This is a genomic window from Bartonella sp. AA56HLJMS (assembly GCF_042197145.1).
Taxonomy (GTDB): Bacteria; Pseudomonadota; Alphaproteobacteria; order Rhizobiales; family Rhizobiaceae; genus Bartonella.
Genome location: NZ_JBHIRL010000005.1, coordinates 114242 through 126260, shown reverse-complemented (window position 1 = coordinate 126260; position 12019 = coordinate 114242). Strand labels below are relative to the sequence as shown.

The following is a 12019-nucleotide window of genomic DNA, read 5'->3' as shown; positions in this document are numbered from 1 at the left end:
TTGGCTTGGTGATGATTGCTTTCATCTTCGCTCCTTTTGAGGCAATGAATTAATGACATCATTGGTTACTGAATGGCTTTTGATATGTGCAAAATAGATTAGTCTGTTTTAACAATAAAAACAGCAACTTAATCCTTTTTGAAAGCTTAAGATTTTACCAAACTTTAGGGGATATTTTTGAATTTTAGACACAACACACCTAGAGACAGCACAGCCATTAAATAAAAATTTTTACACATTGTCAAGAGAAAAAATCTATATTTTGTACATTTTTTGTTTCTAAAAATCTAGACTTAGTATTCAGATAAACAAGAGATGCAATAATAATCCCATTTAAATGAATCTTTTACTTGGCTTTTTGCCTCGTTTCAAAGAACGATGTTTTACGGCACGAGATAAAGATTTGAACCAACTACGTAAGAAATGTTGCTAGCTTAGCAAGGACTTCGTTCATAATCATGGGGGGAACTGCTTCCATTTTCTTTCCCTGACGCACTCCAATATCAAGAGCACGTGGTTGGTCACAACGTATTATGCCCGTTGTATGTAATCCCACTCCCATTAATGAGACAGCAAAGCCTGCTGTTCTAGCAAAATTTCCTCCGCTTGTAATAGGCAAGACAATAGGTGTTTTCGTTACACGATTAAACGCTTCCGGTGATACAATTAATACAGGACGCGTTCCTTTTTGTTCATAACCCGAAGATGGATCAAGAGATACTAGCCAAATTTCGCCTCGCTTCATCACAACAGCTCTTTACCAACAGGTTTAGCATCAAACCATTCTATATCCTCATCTACAAAATCATCTGACGGATTACATTGGGCTAACAATTCATCAAGAGTATAATTAGGAAATGTTTGTGGTTTCACAACTAATTGTCCATTATCAATAGTCAAACCAACTTGCGCATTTTCAGTAAGATGAAGGACATCAAGCAGTGAAGGTGGTATAGAAAGCATCACTGACCCTCCAACTTTACGTAATTTCGTTGTATGCATAAAAACAACCTCTCTAAAATATTATATAAAAATATAACATTTTAAAAGCTATTTCAAGAGCTTCTGATGCTTTTATAAATATACTAGTAAAACATTTAGCATTTATTTTTTTGGTTAAAATATTTCTGGAGAGCGTTAAGGACTATTCGCAATGAAGGTACAAGGTACGGTAATTCTTGATCTTCACTAACAAGATACTGTAGCGCAGCATAAAAATTATGCTGTCTGTAAAGGTGTTGTGTTTCTTTTATTACCTCTTGCATATTCAAAAATTGTTTTGTTGCAAATTCAACCCATTTTTTTCTAGCTTCTTCATTAGAAGATGAGGGCATTTTATCATAAATTGCACTAGGCAATGTTTTTGCACAGAGATAATCATTTCTCACTTCAAGATATTTTTGTGCAGCATCATACTGATCTTGATTAATCACACCTTGCAGATAAAGCCGTCCGATATAAGTAGCAGAAAGCGGATTTTTTGCTTCTTCTATGGTCAAGCCAAAACGTTTGGCCCGTATTTCTATTGCCAACTTATCAATGGGATCATGAGGCATTTTTGTCCGTGAGATACGACCATTTGGTTCTCTGATACATCCTTTAATTCGAGGACGACCACGTTTTGCATGTTTTTTTCTTTTAGCCATATTTTTTCAATCAGAATGGGACGCTATTGTTAAGAGCTGTTCTATAATCTTGAGCACCTGAAGCGATAGCATAATTTTGAGAAGTAATGGGTGAAGGGGTAGGGGATGCTGATTGCTCTTTCTTCGCATCAAGCAAATACAACTCGCCTTTGAATTGTGGTAAAACAATCTCTGTTGTGTAACGGTCATGCCCATTTTTATTTTGCCATTTGCGCGTTTGTAATTTTCCTTCTACGTAAACTTTTGAACCTTTGTTTAGATACTGAAGTGCAATTTTTGCTAAATGTGGATTAAAAATCACAACTGAATGCCATTCTGTTTTCTCTACTTTTTGATTGGTTTTTTTATCTGTATAGCTCTCAGAAGTCGCTATACTAAAATTGACTATTTCTGCTCCAGAATTCATTGTTTTGCTTTCGGGATTAGCACCAAGGCGTCCGATTAATGTCACTTTGTTTAGCATGTTTTTTCTTACCTTAAATTTGTATTTAAATATGTAAAAAATCTTAGCGTAATTTTATTATTTTTTCAATTATTTCAATGATATATTATTAATTATTAACATATAAAATTATGTTTAATATGCTCTTTGATAAATAATCAATTGACATAAATGCATGGTGTATAGTATCAAGTATCAAGAGGGTATATATGGCAATCGTTAGTTTTAAGCATAAAGGGTTGAAATTATTCTTTGAAAGAGGAGTCTGCAAAGGCATACAACCCGCGCATGCTAAAAAATTAGCAAACATTTTAGTAATTTTAGATACAATATCCGCGCCTGAACAAGTTACTCTTAAATCGTATCGTCTACATGCGCTTACGGGCGATTTAAAAGGTTACTGGTCAATGCGTGTCAATGGAAATTGGCGTGTTACCTTTCGTTTCATTGGGACAGACGTTGAACTGGTTGATTATCAAGATTACCATTGAGTTTTGAGGTGTTATTATGATGTACAATCCTCCACACCCTGGCGGCATTTTGAAAGAAGAATTGCTTGATGAATTAGGGTTAACAGTAACAGAAGCTGCAAATCGTCTTGGCGTTGCACGTTTAACTTTATCCCGCGTCTTAAACTGCCATGCGGCGATTAGTATTAACTTAGCTTTACGGTTAGAAAAAGCGGGTTTAAATGATGCGGAATTCTGGCTTAAATTGCAACAAAAGCATGATTTGTGGCAAGCTCGGCATAACAGCCCAATCCCACATATTTCACCTCTAGAGCAAGTAGGGCATCTTTAAAAATACTTAGTCCATCTTTCTTCACACCTAGAGGTCATGTTCTTTAAAATCAAGCAGCCCACGATAGTTTTTTATGCTCTTGTTGATTTTATCGAACGTTGAGAAGAGACAACGTAATCTGAACAGTTTTATAAAATCGGAAATTTTACTATAGCTTTTTAACGGAGCACTGTAGTGTGTAAATAGATATATTTATTAAACTGCGTGTACGTAACATAAGGAAAAATACACAGACTAAAAAAGAATACCAAAGAGCAATATCTGAGTACCAAAGTACGGTATCCAATGGAAAAGAAAGCTTGTACTCCACATACTTAGAAATGAAAGGTAAAGAAACAGTTTCTTTATAACTATTTGGAAAAATTAAAACGATAAGCGCTAAACTTATTAGCTTTAAAAGTCTGTGCATATACTGTTGTAAATCACGTGTTAATGTCTTCCAACCTGTTGTATTCCCGCGTTTGTATTTTGGATTGTTCTGCAACTCAAAAGGAATATGAGAATTGCATAAAATTGCAAAAACCGCTGTGACTATTACCAAAGAAACAGATGCGAATGTCAAAATACTTTGAATAAAGTAGGGATTTTTTTTTAATTCCTAAAAAACATAAAAATATAAAAGTTATAATGCCAAACAAGGCTCTTAGCTGTTTATCTGTAAACATATTTATTTCCTGCGGTTTTCGATAATTTTTTGATCTCTCTGTTGATCTCATCTATAAGAGGTTCGTAATTGAGAATGCTTTTCGGAATAGCACCACCGTAAACCCATGCTTTCACCTGCGCTTTGGTACTAAAATCCGCATTTTCTGGTGTGGTATAATACTGTCCGCCATCAAACTTTTCACACTCTCTTGTACCGTCTTCATATTCGTAGAGGTTGTAAAAATACTCCTCTGCTCCATCCCCCCAAGGAACATAACCAACAGCTGTTGCAACAAACTCTTTTTGCATTGGCTGTTTACGCTTTTTTAAGAACAGGTCTTTTAATATTTTCATGTTTTTAGTCCATAATTTTACCAATTGGTCTATTTACCTAAAATTTGACCGTACAGAGCGTTTTATATTGCGGATATGTTTTAATCGTAAAATCTTTAAATCGCTTTGTAAGGTGCCTTTTTATCGATTTAAATACATATCCAATCCCAAAATGATCAGCACTTTTCACTATTTTGCTAACTTGCAATGTTTTTCACTGCTCCCCCAAGACCATTTAAAGTTTCTTCAAGCTCTTGCTTGTGAACAAGCGTTAGTGGTCGAAAATGCTCTTTTGTTGTTTTTTCTTTGAGTGCTTTCTCACGTGTGTTTTCAATTGCTCTACGTACACTTTCGGCTTTTGAAAGAAGGGTATTTTCTAGTGTCTGGCAATAAGTTAAAAGCTCTCCACAAGTTGGCATAAATGTTTTTGATATCCCAATTGCTTGACCAGTTACGATATCTTCGACGCCCTTTTTCAGAGCATATGCTGAAATCCGTTCCAGCATCATGCTATAGGATAGGACAACAGCTTTGGAATCTGTGTTCGCAGGGACTCTCATGCTTGAGAGTAGGAAAGAAGCTTGCCCAATTTGCTTAACTGAAGCTTTCACAGAGAGCAACGCTTGTAGACGATTGCAAGCATCTAAGGTTTGCTCTTCCTCCTGTTTCGTCAATGTATTCCCAGCTTTCAGCGTCAATGGATACCCCGGACTGATCATTTCCATAATCTTCTCCAGATGAGAGATGATCTCTGAGTTCGTTGAAGCCTTCTGCAAGCTGTTCTGTGAAAGTTTTCTGAGTGAATTTTCCATGATAACCACCTAACCGTTTTTCCTGTTCTAATCTTGCTTTTTTCTTTGCTAGCGTTCCGATAGGGCTTGTGACCCAATTGTACCAAGTCCTTTGCCAATCTCGTTTGTTTGCATTTTTACCTGGGTTTGCTATCCAGTAATTTGTGAACCGTTCGGTTTCTAACAGCGCCTCATCATGCGTTAATCCTTGATCGATTGCGTATTGCAAATTAGGTTTGAAATCCTCTGGCAATCGACAACCGCGATTAGCTTGCGCTCGTTTTGCTTTTTTGGGAACGTTCTCTTGCTCGTGAATGGGAGGTTGGTTGTCTGATGAGGTTGCGATTTGCTCTGATGTGGTCTCAACAGCAGCAACCTCTGTTGGTTCGTCAACCAAATCGATTGTTGCTAAACTTTCAGAACCAATTTCTTTTTTTGCTAAAACGATAGTTTTAGTTTTTTTATTATATATGTTTGTATTGTTTGTTATAGCATCACAAGCATCATGCTTAGCATCCTTAAGCATGCTGTTAGCATCATGCTTAATATCACAAGCATCATTTGTATGTTTATCCCATCTTGCCTTCGCTGCCTTCTGCGCTCTCTCTGAAAACTTATTCAAATTCTCATTAGAGTTGTTGAGTTCCTCTTCAACCTGTAAACTCCATAAACGACCGTCTTCTAAACGTATCAGTTTCTCATCACTCAATAAAAAATCTAGCGCTTTATTAAAAGCTTTTACTGAACAACCAGAAATGCGTGCTAATATAGAGGCATTCTCAAGAATTGGCTGTCTCTTCTTATACATTAAGCAATATCAACATCATATAAGTCGATATTTGATGCGACGTCATTCCACTAGCATCAGATACCCAATCAGAAGGAAAACAACGAACCCAAGTTAACTTAGTTGACATATTTCCCCTCCTGTTCTTTATTATTATTTAGATCTTCATTGAAGTTATTGAGTTCCTCCTCAACTTGTGAACTCCACAAACGACCATCTTCTAAACGAATGATGTATCCCTCTTCTAGCAAAACATTCAATGCTGTCTCAAATTTCTTTACTGAATAACCAGTGTAATGAGCTAAAACTTTAATATTATAAAAAAGAGGTTCACCAGTACGAAGCATGCGAAATCGCAATCTCATATAGATATTACCTTCTACAGGAGGTAAATAATCGACGACCACCGCCCATTTATCGGCAAACAGTCTCGTCCATGGTATTTTACTGGACATGTATATCCCCTTCTTTCATCAAATATAAAATTGCTAAAGCATCTGCTTCGTTGTCGTCTTTAGGTACATGTCCTTTTGCACATACCGCCTTAATCATTTCTTCTTTTGAGGCGTTGCCTTTTCCTGTCGTCGCCTTCTTAATTGTGCCAACAGGAATGCCTTCATATGGTATCTGATGATGTTCACATCACGCTGTTAAGGTTGCTAGAAAGCCCCCATAAATATGAGAAGCATCTGTACCCACATGCCGGCGCACCTCTTCAAAATACACCGCATCAATTTCATCAACAGATCTCTTTAGTTCAGTAAGCCACCGTTTAAAGCGTAAATAACGCATACCACCGCCTTCAAAACGGCGTGATTGAAAATCTTCTGTATCGCTTGTTATATGACCATCCGCACCACGTATCGCCCAGCCTGTCTTAGTCCCTAGATCAAGACATAAAATGGTTTGTGCGTTAGTGATCATAATCCCCCCTTAAGGCTCTACGTATTTATATGTGTGCTATGACAGAGCGTGTTGTGATTGCTTGTCTTGAAAAAATGTTTATGAAAAAGTATCCTCCCAGCGATTCTAAAAAATTGGGGGGAGTTATGATGCAAGAATGGGTAGTTGATAAGGTTGTATTTTTATTGCACCGGATAAATGATAGTGCTGTATTTTTGCTGCACTGGATAAGTGATAATCTTACGATTGCTCCTATCATTGCTACGATAGTTACTGGAATGGTGACACTTTTTGTACAACAACGAAGCTTAAAAAAACAACTTAAAATCTTCCAACGACAAACTATAGCATCAGAAACCCAGACAGCTATTCTATTAGAAGATAAAAAAGCACGGGATTTGGGACCATATTTGAAATTGAAGGCAGTATTCTTCCCACAAAAATATGAAGGCACTTCACGCGTTAGGGTGAAATTGTGCATTAAAAATCTTACTAGAGAAGATATAATGATAAGGAATATACGCATATCGAAAAAAAGTCCCTTTAAGTTTGTTAAAAATGCTTGCCCTTTCGTTAGATGGCCATCTAAAACTTCAGGTGAACACCTCGTCATTAAAAGAACAACTCCAAAACTCATTGCGTTATGTCCCCAAAATATAAAATCAAATGCTTCATCAGAGTTCGCTTTGAATTTTTTTATTATACGTGCTAAATGCTACACTTTTTTAGATTTCATAATTAGCTGCCGTAAGCCTAATTCCCGCAACATTGCAAATTTTACACTTGACCACACTTCGATTGTTAACCCAGAGGAAACATTCACTGTTCATTTTTGGGCCTCATATCCACGCTCAAAAGATACATATGACGAATTTGGCCCTGAATATTCCTTTTTGGCTGATAATCCTCATTTGTGGTTTTTTTGATGCCAAAATTAAAAGCATTCTCCTGCAAAAATAAAATCGATCAATCTTGGTTCTTCTTTTTTGTTGATTAACTCAATGATTTTATTGTTTAATTCATCAATAACTTTCATCTGTGAAGCTAACTTTAGCCTTTGGCTGTATAGCGTTTCATTTTTTTGCTTAATTAAAGAGGATAGGTTTTCAAGTACTACTTGCTGTTGTTCAATTGACTTATCTCGCTCTGCAAGAGTTGCTTCATGCCATCTCATCCAACTATCAAATTGTGACTTATGCCATTCTTCTTGTTTTGCAAGAATTTTTGTATGAGTTCTATGTCGTTTTATAAGATCTTCTATGCTACAATCACGATCCGGTATTTGTATAAATTCTTTCACAAACTTATCTCCATTCTCAATTTTCATATTACAACCTATTAATCTACAAAACTGTGTGTAGAGTTTCTTTAATATTCCGTTTCTCATGATCTTTCTTCTTTAAGAGTGTGAATGATGCTGTGGGTGTTTGTTGTTATCTGTAGAATTATTCATACGAATTGCCCCATCCGATGTTGTAAATTTCTCCGTTAAAGAAATCGTACTTTTTCCTTGTTCTGTTATTAAAAGAGAAACACCATGAGATTTATTCTCATACATATGAAGAAACCAATCTAGTGTAACCCAAGGTGGACCTTTGGATTCAGACAATTGGATAATTATGTTCCAATATTTTGGAGAAATACTATTGCGATCGCGCATTTTACGTGCAGCTTCATAGCTACAACCGATTTCCTTCGCAAATTGACCTATAGATCCCCAAGACTCAATCAAATTTTTGACATAAAAATTATTAACCATGATCAAAATAGTACATTACGTACAATTTTAAATCAAGATAAAATCGTACACAATGAATGAAAAAAATAGTGGATAATGTACGAATGAGTTATTTGCCAAAAGATAGACTTAAAATAGCGCGTAAAAATGCTGGGTATGCAACACCGAGCGAGGCTGCGCGCGCTATATCAGCTCTTAATCAAAATACTCTAATTAGTCATGAAAATGGAAATCGTCCTGTTTCTCGACAAAAAGCCGAACTCTATGGACAAGTATTTAACGTCGATCCGGGATGGATTTTATATGGTGAATCTCCTCAAGAAAATCCTAGTCTTAATATAAGTATTCCTCTTATTTCATGGATTAGTGCTGGAGAGTTAAGCGAGCAAGATGGGAGAATGGATTTTTCAGATTATCCTATGACAGAAGCTGTTAATCTTCCTGCCGGTGAATGGATTGCATTGCGTGTAGATGGTGCATCCATGAATAAAATTAGTCCTCCAGATTCCATAATACTTGTAAATATGCGAGACAAAAAGCTTGTACCTAATGCCTGCTATGTAATTGCAGATGAAACTGGGCAAGCTACATATAAGCGATATAGACCAAATGATAATCCTCCTTTTCAGCCTGCTTCGTACGATAAAACAATAAAAGCTCCAAAACTTGAAGGTGCCATTTCTATAATAGGTCGTGTACGACGCACTATTCTTGACATGTAAGTACAATTAAGATTCTCTATTTAAGTTATCAATTAGATGCCATCAGCAAGTCATAGCAGATTATTGATTCTACAATAAACTGCATGCTTATTGATTCTTAAATTAGTCGATGATTCGTCATTTTTTATTTTTTTGAAAAAATAGTACACTTTGTACTTGACTGTATTTCATTCATATTGTACTAATATATCCATAAACCACGCACAAACAATCGCCAAGAGGCGTTAGGGAGGAGAAATTATGGAAAATCCAATTCTTATAAATTCTGATGAAATCTTATTAGTTGTCTATGATGATGATCAAAACATTGGTCGGTCGGGACCACTGGATGAAAGCCAAGTTCTAAAAATTATTGACGAGGCAGATGATGCAATCCAAATCTTTCGCATCAATCCTTCTGAGAATAATTGTGAAGATATCTCTGAAGAAATTGCAGAAGTATATATAAAAGAAAATATCGAACATCTCCATGATGAGAGTAAAGTTCATGACTTTGTACGCGAAAGTGATGCTTACCAAGAACTTTTAGACGAAATCGCAGACGAAAAATATAATGATGAGATTTACGGTACTTATGAACAACAACACCGTTTGCGTCCTTGTGATGTGCTTTAAAAATTCTAAAGGGCGCTTTTAAAAGCGCCCCCTTTCATTCATCAATCCCATCAACATGAGGTTCGTAATGGAAAAGCTTCTTGCTACTCAATACAATATTATTCAGCATCAAAAGGTTCAAACTATTAGCGCTCGTGATTTATATACCTTTTTAGAGGTAAAAACCGAGTTTAGAAAGTGGATAACAAACTGTATTAAAGAACTTAGCTTTAGAGAAGATGTCGACTTTGTACTTTCTACTAAAGAATTATCAAACTCCTCACGTGGAAATCCTTTTAAAGATTATGCTCTCACTTTAGACACAGCAAAACACATTGCCATTTGTGAACCTGGTCTCAAAGGTAAACAAGTGCGTGAATATTTTCTGAAATGCGAAAAAAAAGTAAATTCAAAAATCGATTATTCAAATCCTGAAACATTAGAAGATTTCTTAAGACATCTAAGACAGCAAATCAAGCACAATGACAATGTTGTCACAACGAATGGAGTGAAGCATGCATAATTTTATCACAACATCTGAAAGAAATTTTCAAAACACAACAGTTCAAACGATGTCTAGTCGTGAAATTGCAGAGTTATGCGGTAAGCAACATGCGCATATTATGCGTGATATTCGACAAATGTTAGGAGAATTATATCCTGAAGGGGGTCAATCCAAATTTGGATCCACCTATTTAGATAAACAGGGTAAGCCCCAAAACTGTTACAACCTCCCTAAACGCGAATGCCTCATTTTAGTTTCTGGTTACAGCATGACATTACGTGCTAGGATTATAGACCGTTGGCAAGAATTAGAAAAGCAAGCAGAAATACCACAAATCGACTACTCAAGTCCTCAAGTTATGCTTGGTGTTTTAACGTATCTCAAAAATGAAAATGAACAAAAAGATAATATTATTGCAAATTTAAAACCAAAGGTAATGGCTCTTGAAAGCTTACAGCGCCATGATGGACTCTTCGGTCTTACAGAAGCCGCTAAAATACTCGAGATGCAACCAAAACAGTTCATTCTCTTCTTACAGCAAAAAGGTTGGGTTTACAGACGAGCAGCAGGTGGAAATTTGCTTCCTTATCAAGACAAAATCCAAAAGAAACTTATGGATTGTCCAACCATCACATTTCAAACCGCAAGTGGAATAGAAAAGGTCATTCCTTGCGCAAAAATCACAGCAAAAGGAATTGGTGTGTTGTCTCAAGAACTTAAACGACAAAGCATGCATTAAGAGAAACAATCATGGAAAAGAAATACGAATTTACTGATAAAATCGATATAGTTTATAAGCGCCGATTTTTTAATTTTTTATTTGACAAAATACTATCAGTATGTCTATTGTCGAATCAGGTGCCTAGAAAACACCTTAAAATACCAAGCGGATTGGTTGCCGAAATAATCAGTCTTCTGAACATTAAAGATTTTGACTCATTATATGCTGTAGCATATAACGGTCTTGTCGGGTGTAGTTACACTATACAATACCCTCACGGGAAAGGTGTGACGACGGACTTGGTACCGTGTTTTCTAGCACCCGGCACTCTTTTAGAGTGTCAATAGAAAACCTCTATTACCAAGGAGTTCACAGTGAACACACTTATAGAAATTAAAGAAAGCACTGCTAATAGTGCTACCACTCAGACTATGTCGAGTCGTGAAATTGCAGAATTATGTGGTAAAGAACATCGGAATGTTATGCGGGATATTCGGCAAATACTCACTGAGCTCAAAATTGAGCTGAGTGAATTTGCAGGATTCTACAGAGATTCAACAGGTCGTACTCTTCCTTGCTACAATCTTCCCAAACGTGAGTGTTTAATTCTTGTTTCGGGTTACAGCACTGCTTTACGAGCAAAGATTATTGACCGCTGGCAAGAATTGGAAAGACAAGTAGCAACACCACAAATAAATCTTGCCAATGCTTTGGAAAATCCTCTTACGATTAAACAGCTCCTTTTAGAGAGTATCAATCAATTAGAAGACTTAAGAAATGAGGTGAGTACACTCAAGCCTAAAGCAGAAGCTTTGGAAGGTTTAAAACGCTCTGATGGTTTATTCGGTCTTATCGAAGCAGCGAAGATGTTGGAGGTGCGCCCAAAGGACTTAACCAATTACTTGCGTAAACATGATTGGGTGTATCGACGGGCTCCAGGGGCGCCTCTGTTACCTTATCAGGATAAAATCAAAAAAGGTTTCATGGACTGTCCTGCTATCACTATCCAAAGACCAGATGGTACAGAAAAGGTACTCCCTTCAACAAAAATTACATCCAGAGGATTGGCTTGTTTGAGAGAACAAATCTTTGGGGGTGTGCAATGAATACCAGTATCGACTTTTTATGTGATTTGTGGATAGCGTTGTCTCAGTTTGTCAATTGTGAATACGTAGATGACAAAGACTGTAGTGACTTGGTTGACATCATGAGCATAGTAGAAAAAGCTTTGATTTTAAAACTTCAAGATGAAATTCCAAATATTACAAAGATTCTAGCAGTTTTAACGGATTTTGGAGATTCAGAGCTGCCCCATAGAATGGATTCTTTGTTGCGAGCTTATGATCCGAGTTTGCAGAAGCCTGTCACGAAAGCGGCTTAGTTTTAAACAA

The 12019-nt window shown here is 36.5% G+C and carries 18 protein-coding genes and 3 pseudogenes; 9 read left to right on the top strand and 12 right to left on the bottom strand.

Features of this window, described 5'->3' with window-relative positions:
• Positions 1 to 412 precede the first annotated feature (412 nt).
• The 4 genes from ACFINI_RS04375 to ssb form a co-directional block, all read right to left on the bottom strand.
• Positions 413 to 745, bottom strand: a complete 333-nt coding sequence (locus tag ACFINI_RS04375) for a type II toxin-antitoxin system PemK/MazF family toxin (RefSeq protein WP_375612037.1) — start codon at positions 743 to 745, stop codon at positions 413 to 415.
• Positions 745 to 1002 carry an AbrB/MazE/SpoVT family DNA-binding domain-containing protein gene (locus ACFINI_RS04370; RefSeq protein ID WP_375612038.1) on the bottom strand — a complete coding sequence of 86 codons (258 nt, stop codon included), beginning with the start codon at positions 1000 to 1002 and terminating at the stop codon, positions 745 to 747. Before ACFINI_RS04370 ends, ACFINI_RS04375 begins: the two co-directional genes overlap by 1 nt.
• 95 nt (positions 1003 to 1097) lie before the next feature.
• Positions 1098 to 1646 (bottom strand): hypothetical protein, encoded by a 549-nt coding sequence (locus tag ACFINI_RS04365; RefSeq protein ID WP_375612039.1) that lies wholly within the window; start codon positions 1644 to 1646, stop codon positions 1098 to 1100.
• Between the two features lie 10 nt (positions 1647 to 1656).
• Complete coding sequence (gene ssb, locus ACFINI_RS04360; RefSeq protein ID WP_375612040.1) at positions 1657 to 2109, bottom strand: single-stranded DNA-binding protein; 453 nt, start codon at positions 2107 to 2109, stop codon at positions 1657 to 1659.
• Positions 2110 to 2297: 188 nt separating this feature from the next.
• On the opposite strand from ssb, the gene ACFINI_RS04355 reads away from it, so the two are divergent.
• Positions 2298 to 2579, top strand: a complete 282-nt coding sequence (locus tag ACFINI_RS04355; protein ID WP_252619286.1) for a type II toxin-antitoxin system RelE/ParE family toxin — start codon at positions 2298 to 2300, stop codon at positions 2577 to 2579.
• Positions 2580 to 2595: 16 nt separating this feature from the next.
• Positions 2596 to 2889 (top strand): HigA family addiction module antitoxin, encoded by a 294-nt coding sequence (locus ACFINI_RS04350; RefSeq protein ID WP_004856691.1) that lies wholly within the window; start codon positions 2596 to 2598, stop codon positions 2887 to 2889.
• Between the two features lie 148 nt (positions 2890 to 3037).
• Here the strand turns inward: ACFINI_RS04350 and ACFINI_RS04345 are convergent.
• From ACFINI_RS04345 to ACFINI_RS04320, 6 genes and pseudogenes are all read right to left on the bottom strand, one after another.
• Positions 3038 to 3554 (bottom strand): annotated as a pseudogene (locus ACFINI_RS04345) (hypothetical protein).
• Positions 3541 to 3888, bottom strand: coding sequence for a hypothetical protein (locus tag ACFINI_RS04340; RefSeq protein ID WP_375646251.1), 348 nt, complete (start codon positions 3886 to 3888; stop codon positions 3541 to 3543). Before ACFINI_RS04340 ends, ACFINI_RS04345 begins: the two are co-directional and overlap by 14 nt.
• 176 nt (positions 3889 to 4064) lie before the next feature.
• Positions 4065 to 4478: a hypothetical protein gene (locus tag ACFINI_RS04335; RefSeq protein WP_375646246.1), complete on the bottom strand. Its 414-nt coding sequence runs from the start codon at positions 4476 to 4478 to the stop codon at positions 4065 to 4067.
• Positions 4462 to 5575, bottom strand: a pseudogene (locus ACFINI_RS04330) (DUF1376 domain-containing protein). Before ACFINI_RS04330 ends, ACFINI_RS04335 begins: the two are co-directional and overlap by 17 nt.
• A complete protein-coding gene (locus tag ACFINI_RS04325) occupies positions 5565 to 5900 on the bottom strand; it encodes a DUF1376 domain-containing protein (protein ID WP_375612043.1) in 336 nt (111 codons plus the stop codon). Before ACFINI_RS04325 ends, ACFINI_RS04330 begins: the two are co-directional and overlap by 11 nt.
• Positions 5890 to 6369: pseudogene (locus ACFINI_RS04320) on the bottom strand (crossover junction endodeoxyribonuclease RuvC). Before ACFINI_RS04320 ends, ACFINI_RS04325 begins: the two are co-directional and overlap by 11 nt.
• A gap of 38 nt (positions 6370 to 6407) precedes the next feature.
• On the opposite strand from ACFINI_RS04320, the gene ACFINI_RS04315 reads away from it, so the two are divergent.
• Entirely contained in the window at positions 6408 to 7274 is an 867-nt protein-coding gene (locus tag ACFINI_RS04315; protein WP_375646239.1) for a hypothetical protein, read from the top strand.
• 8 nt (positions 7275 to 7282) lie between these two features.
• On the opposite strand, the gene ACFINI_RS04310 is transcribed toward ACFINI_RS04315, so the two are convergent.
• Positions 7283 to 7675, bottom strand: a complete 393-nt coding sequence (locus ACFINI_RS04310; protein WP_375646232.1) for a hypothetical protein — start codon at positions 7673 to 7675, stop codon at positions 7283 to 7285.
• A gap of 72 nt (positions 7676 to 7747) precedes the next feature.
• Positions 7748 to 8107 carry a hypothetical protein gene (locus ACFINI_RS04305; RefSeq protein ID WP_375621131.1) on the bottom strand — a complete coding sequence of 120 codons (360 nt, stop codon included), beginning with the start codon at positions 8105 to 8107 and terminating at the stop codon, positions 7748 to 7750.
• 83 nt (positions 8108 to 8190) lie between these two features.
• On the opposite strand from ACFINI_RS04305, the gene ACFINI_RS04300 reads away from it, so the two are divergent.
• The 6 genes from ACFINI_RS04300 to ACFINI_RS04275 all read left to right on the top strand — a co-directional run bounded on the left by ACFINI_RS04300 (position 8191) and on the right by ACFINI_RS04275 (position 12009).
• Positions 8191 to 8808 carry a helix-turn-helix transcriptional regulator gene (locus ACFINI_RS04300; RefSeq protein ID WP_375646263.1) on the top strand — a complete coding sequence of 206 codons (618 nt, stop codon included), beginning with the start codon at positions 8191 to 8193 and terminating at the stop codon, positions 8806 to 8808.
• Positions 8809 to 9048: 240 nt separating this feature from the next.
• A complete protein-coding gene (locus tag ACFINI_RS04295) occupies positions 9049 to 9423 on the top strand; it encodes a hypothetical protein (RefSeq protein ID WP_375646229.1) in 375 nt (124 codons plus the stop codon).
• A 67-nt stretch (positions 9424 to 9490) separates the two neighbouring features.
• Positions 9491 to 9925, top strand: a complete 435-nt coding sequence (locus ACFINI_RS04290; RefSeq protein ID WP_375613828.1) for an antA/AntB antirepressor family protein — start codon at positions 9491 to 9493, stop codon at positions 9923 to 9925.
• Positions 9918 to 10646 (top strand): Rha family transcriptional regulator, encoded by a 729-nt coding sequence (locus tag ACFINI_RS04285; protein ID WP_375646224.1) that lies wholly within the window; start codon positions 9918 to 9920, stop codon positions 10644 to 10646. The genes ACFINI_RS04290 and ACFINI_RS04285 overlap by 8 nt, the downstream gene beginning before the upstream one ends.
• Positions 10647 to 11002: 356 nt before the next feature.
• Positions 11003 to 11734 carry a phage antirepressor KilAC domain-containing protein gene (locus tag ACFINI_RS04280; RefSeq protein ID WP_375646218.1) on the top strand — a complete coding sequence of 244 codons (732 nt, stop codon included), beginning with the start codon at positions 11003 to 11005 and terminating at the stop codon, positions 11732 to 11734.
• Positions 11731 to 12009: a hypothetical protein gene (locus ACFINI_RS04275; protein ID WP_375646213.1), complete on the top strand. Its 279-nt coding sequence runs from the start codon at positions 11731 to 11733 to the stop codon at positions 12007 to 12009. Before ACFINI_RS04280 ends, ACFINI_RS04275 begins: the two co-directional genes overlap by 4 nt.
• Positions 12010 to 12019: the final 10 nt, after the last annotated feature.

Coding starts and splice junctions, on each gene's coding strand:
- ACFINI_RS04340 (WP_375646251.1), bottom strand. CDS start 3,888: ATGAAAATATTAAAAGACCTGTTCTTAAAAAAGCGTAAACAGCCAATG.
- ACFINI_RS04350 (WP_004856691.1), top strand. CDS start 2,596: ATGATGTACAATCCTCCACACCCTGGCGGCATTTTGAAAGAAGAATTG.
- ACFINI_RS04305 (WP_375621131.1), bottom strand. CDS start 8,107: ATGGTTAATAATTTTTATGTCAAAAATTTGATTGAGTCTTGGGGATCT.
- ACFINI_RS04275 (WP_375646213.1), top strand. CDS start 11,731: ATGAATACCAGTATCGACTTTTTATGTGATTTGTGGATAGCGTTGTCT.
- ACFINI_RS04370 (WP_375612038.1), bottom strand. CDS start 1,002: ATGCATACAACGAAATTACGTAAAGTTGGAGGGTCAGTGATGCTTTCT.
- ACFINI_RS04285 (WP_375646224.1), top strand. CDS start 9,918: ATGCATAATTTTATCACAACATCTGAAAGAAATTTTCAAAACACAACA.
- ACFINI_RS04310 (WP_375646232.1), bottom strand. CDS start 7,675: ATGAAAATTGAGAATGGAGATAAGTTTGTGAAAGAATTTATACAAATA.
- ACFINI_RS04325 (WP_375612043.1), bottom strand. CDS start 5,900: ATGTCCAGTAAAATACCATGGACGAGACTGTTTGCCGATAAATGGGCG.
- ACFINI_RS04290 (WP_375613828.1), top strand. CDS start 9,491: ATGGAAAAGCTTCTTGCTACTCAATACAATATTATTCAGCATCAAAAG.
- ACFINI_RS04365 (WP_375612039.1), bottom strand. CDS start 1,646: ATGGCTAAAAGAAAAAAACATGCAAAACGTGGTCGTCCTCGAATTAAA.
- ACFINI_RS04315 (WP_375646239.1), top strand. CDS start 6,408: ATGACAGAGCGTGTTGTGATTGCTTGTCTTGAAAAAATGTTTATGAAA.
- ACFINI_RS04375 (WP_375612037.1), bottom strand. CDS start 745: ATGAAGCGAGGCGAAATTTGGCTAGTATCTCTTGATCCATCTTCGGGT.
- ACFINI_RS04355 (WP_252619286.1), top strand. CDS start 2,298: ATGGCAATCGTTAGTTTTAAGCATAAAGGGTTGAAATTATTCTTTGAA.
- ssb (WP_375612040.1), bottom strand. CDS start 2,109: ATGCTAAACAAAGTGACATTAATCGGACGCCTTGGTGCTAATCCCGAA.
- ACFINI_RS04300 (WP_375646263.1), top strand. CDS start 8,191: ATGAGTTATTTGCCAAAAGATAGACTTAAAATAGCGCGTAAAAATGCT.
- ACFINI_RS04295 (WP_375646229.1), top strand. CDS start 9,049: ATGGAAAATCCAATTCTTATAAATTCTGATGAAATCTTATTAGTTGTC.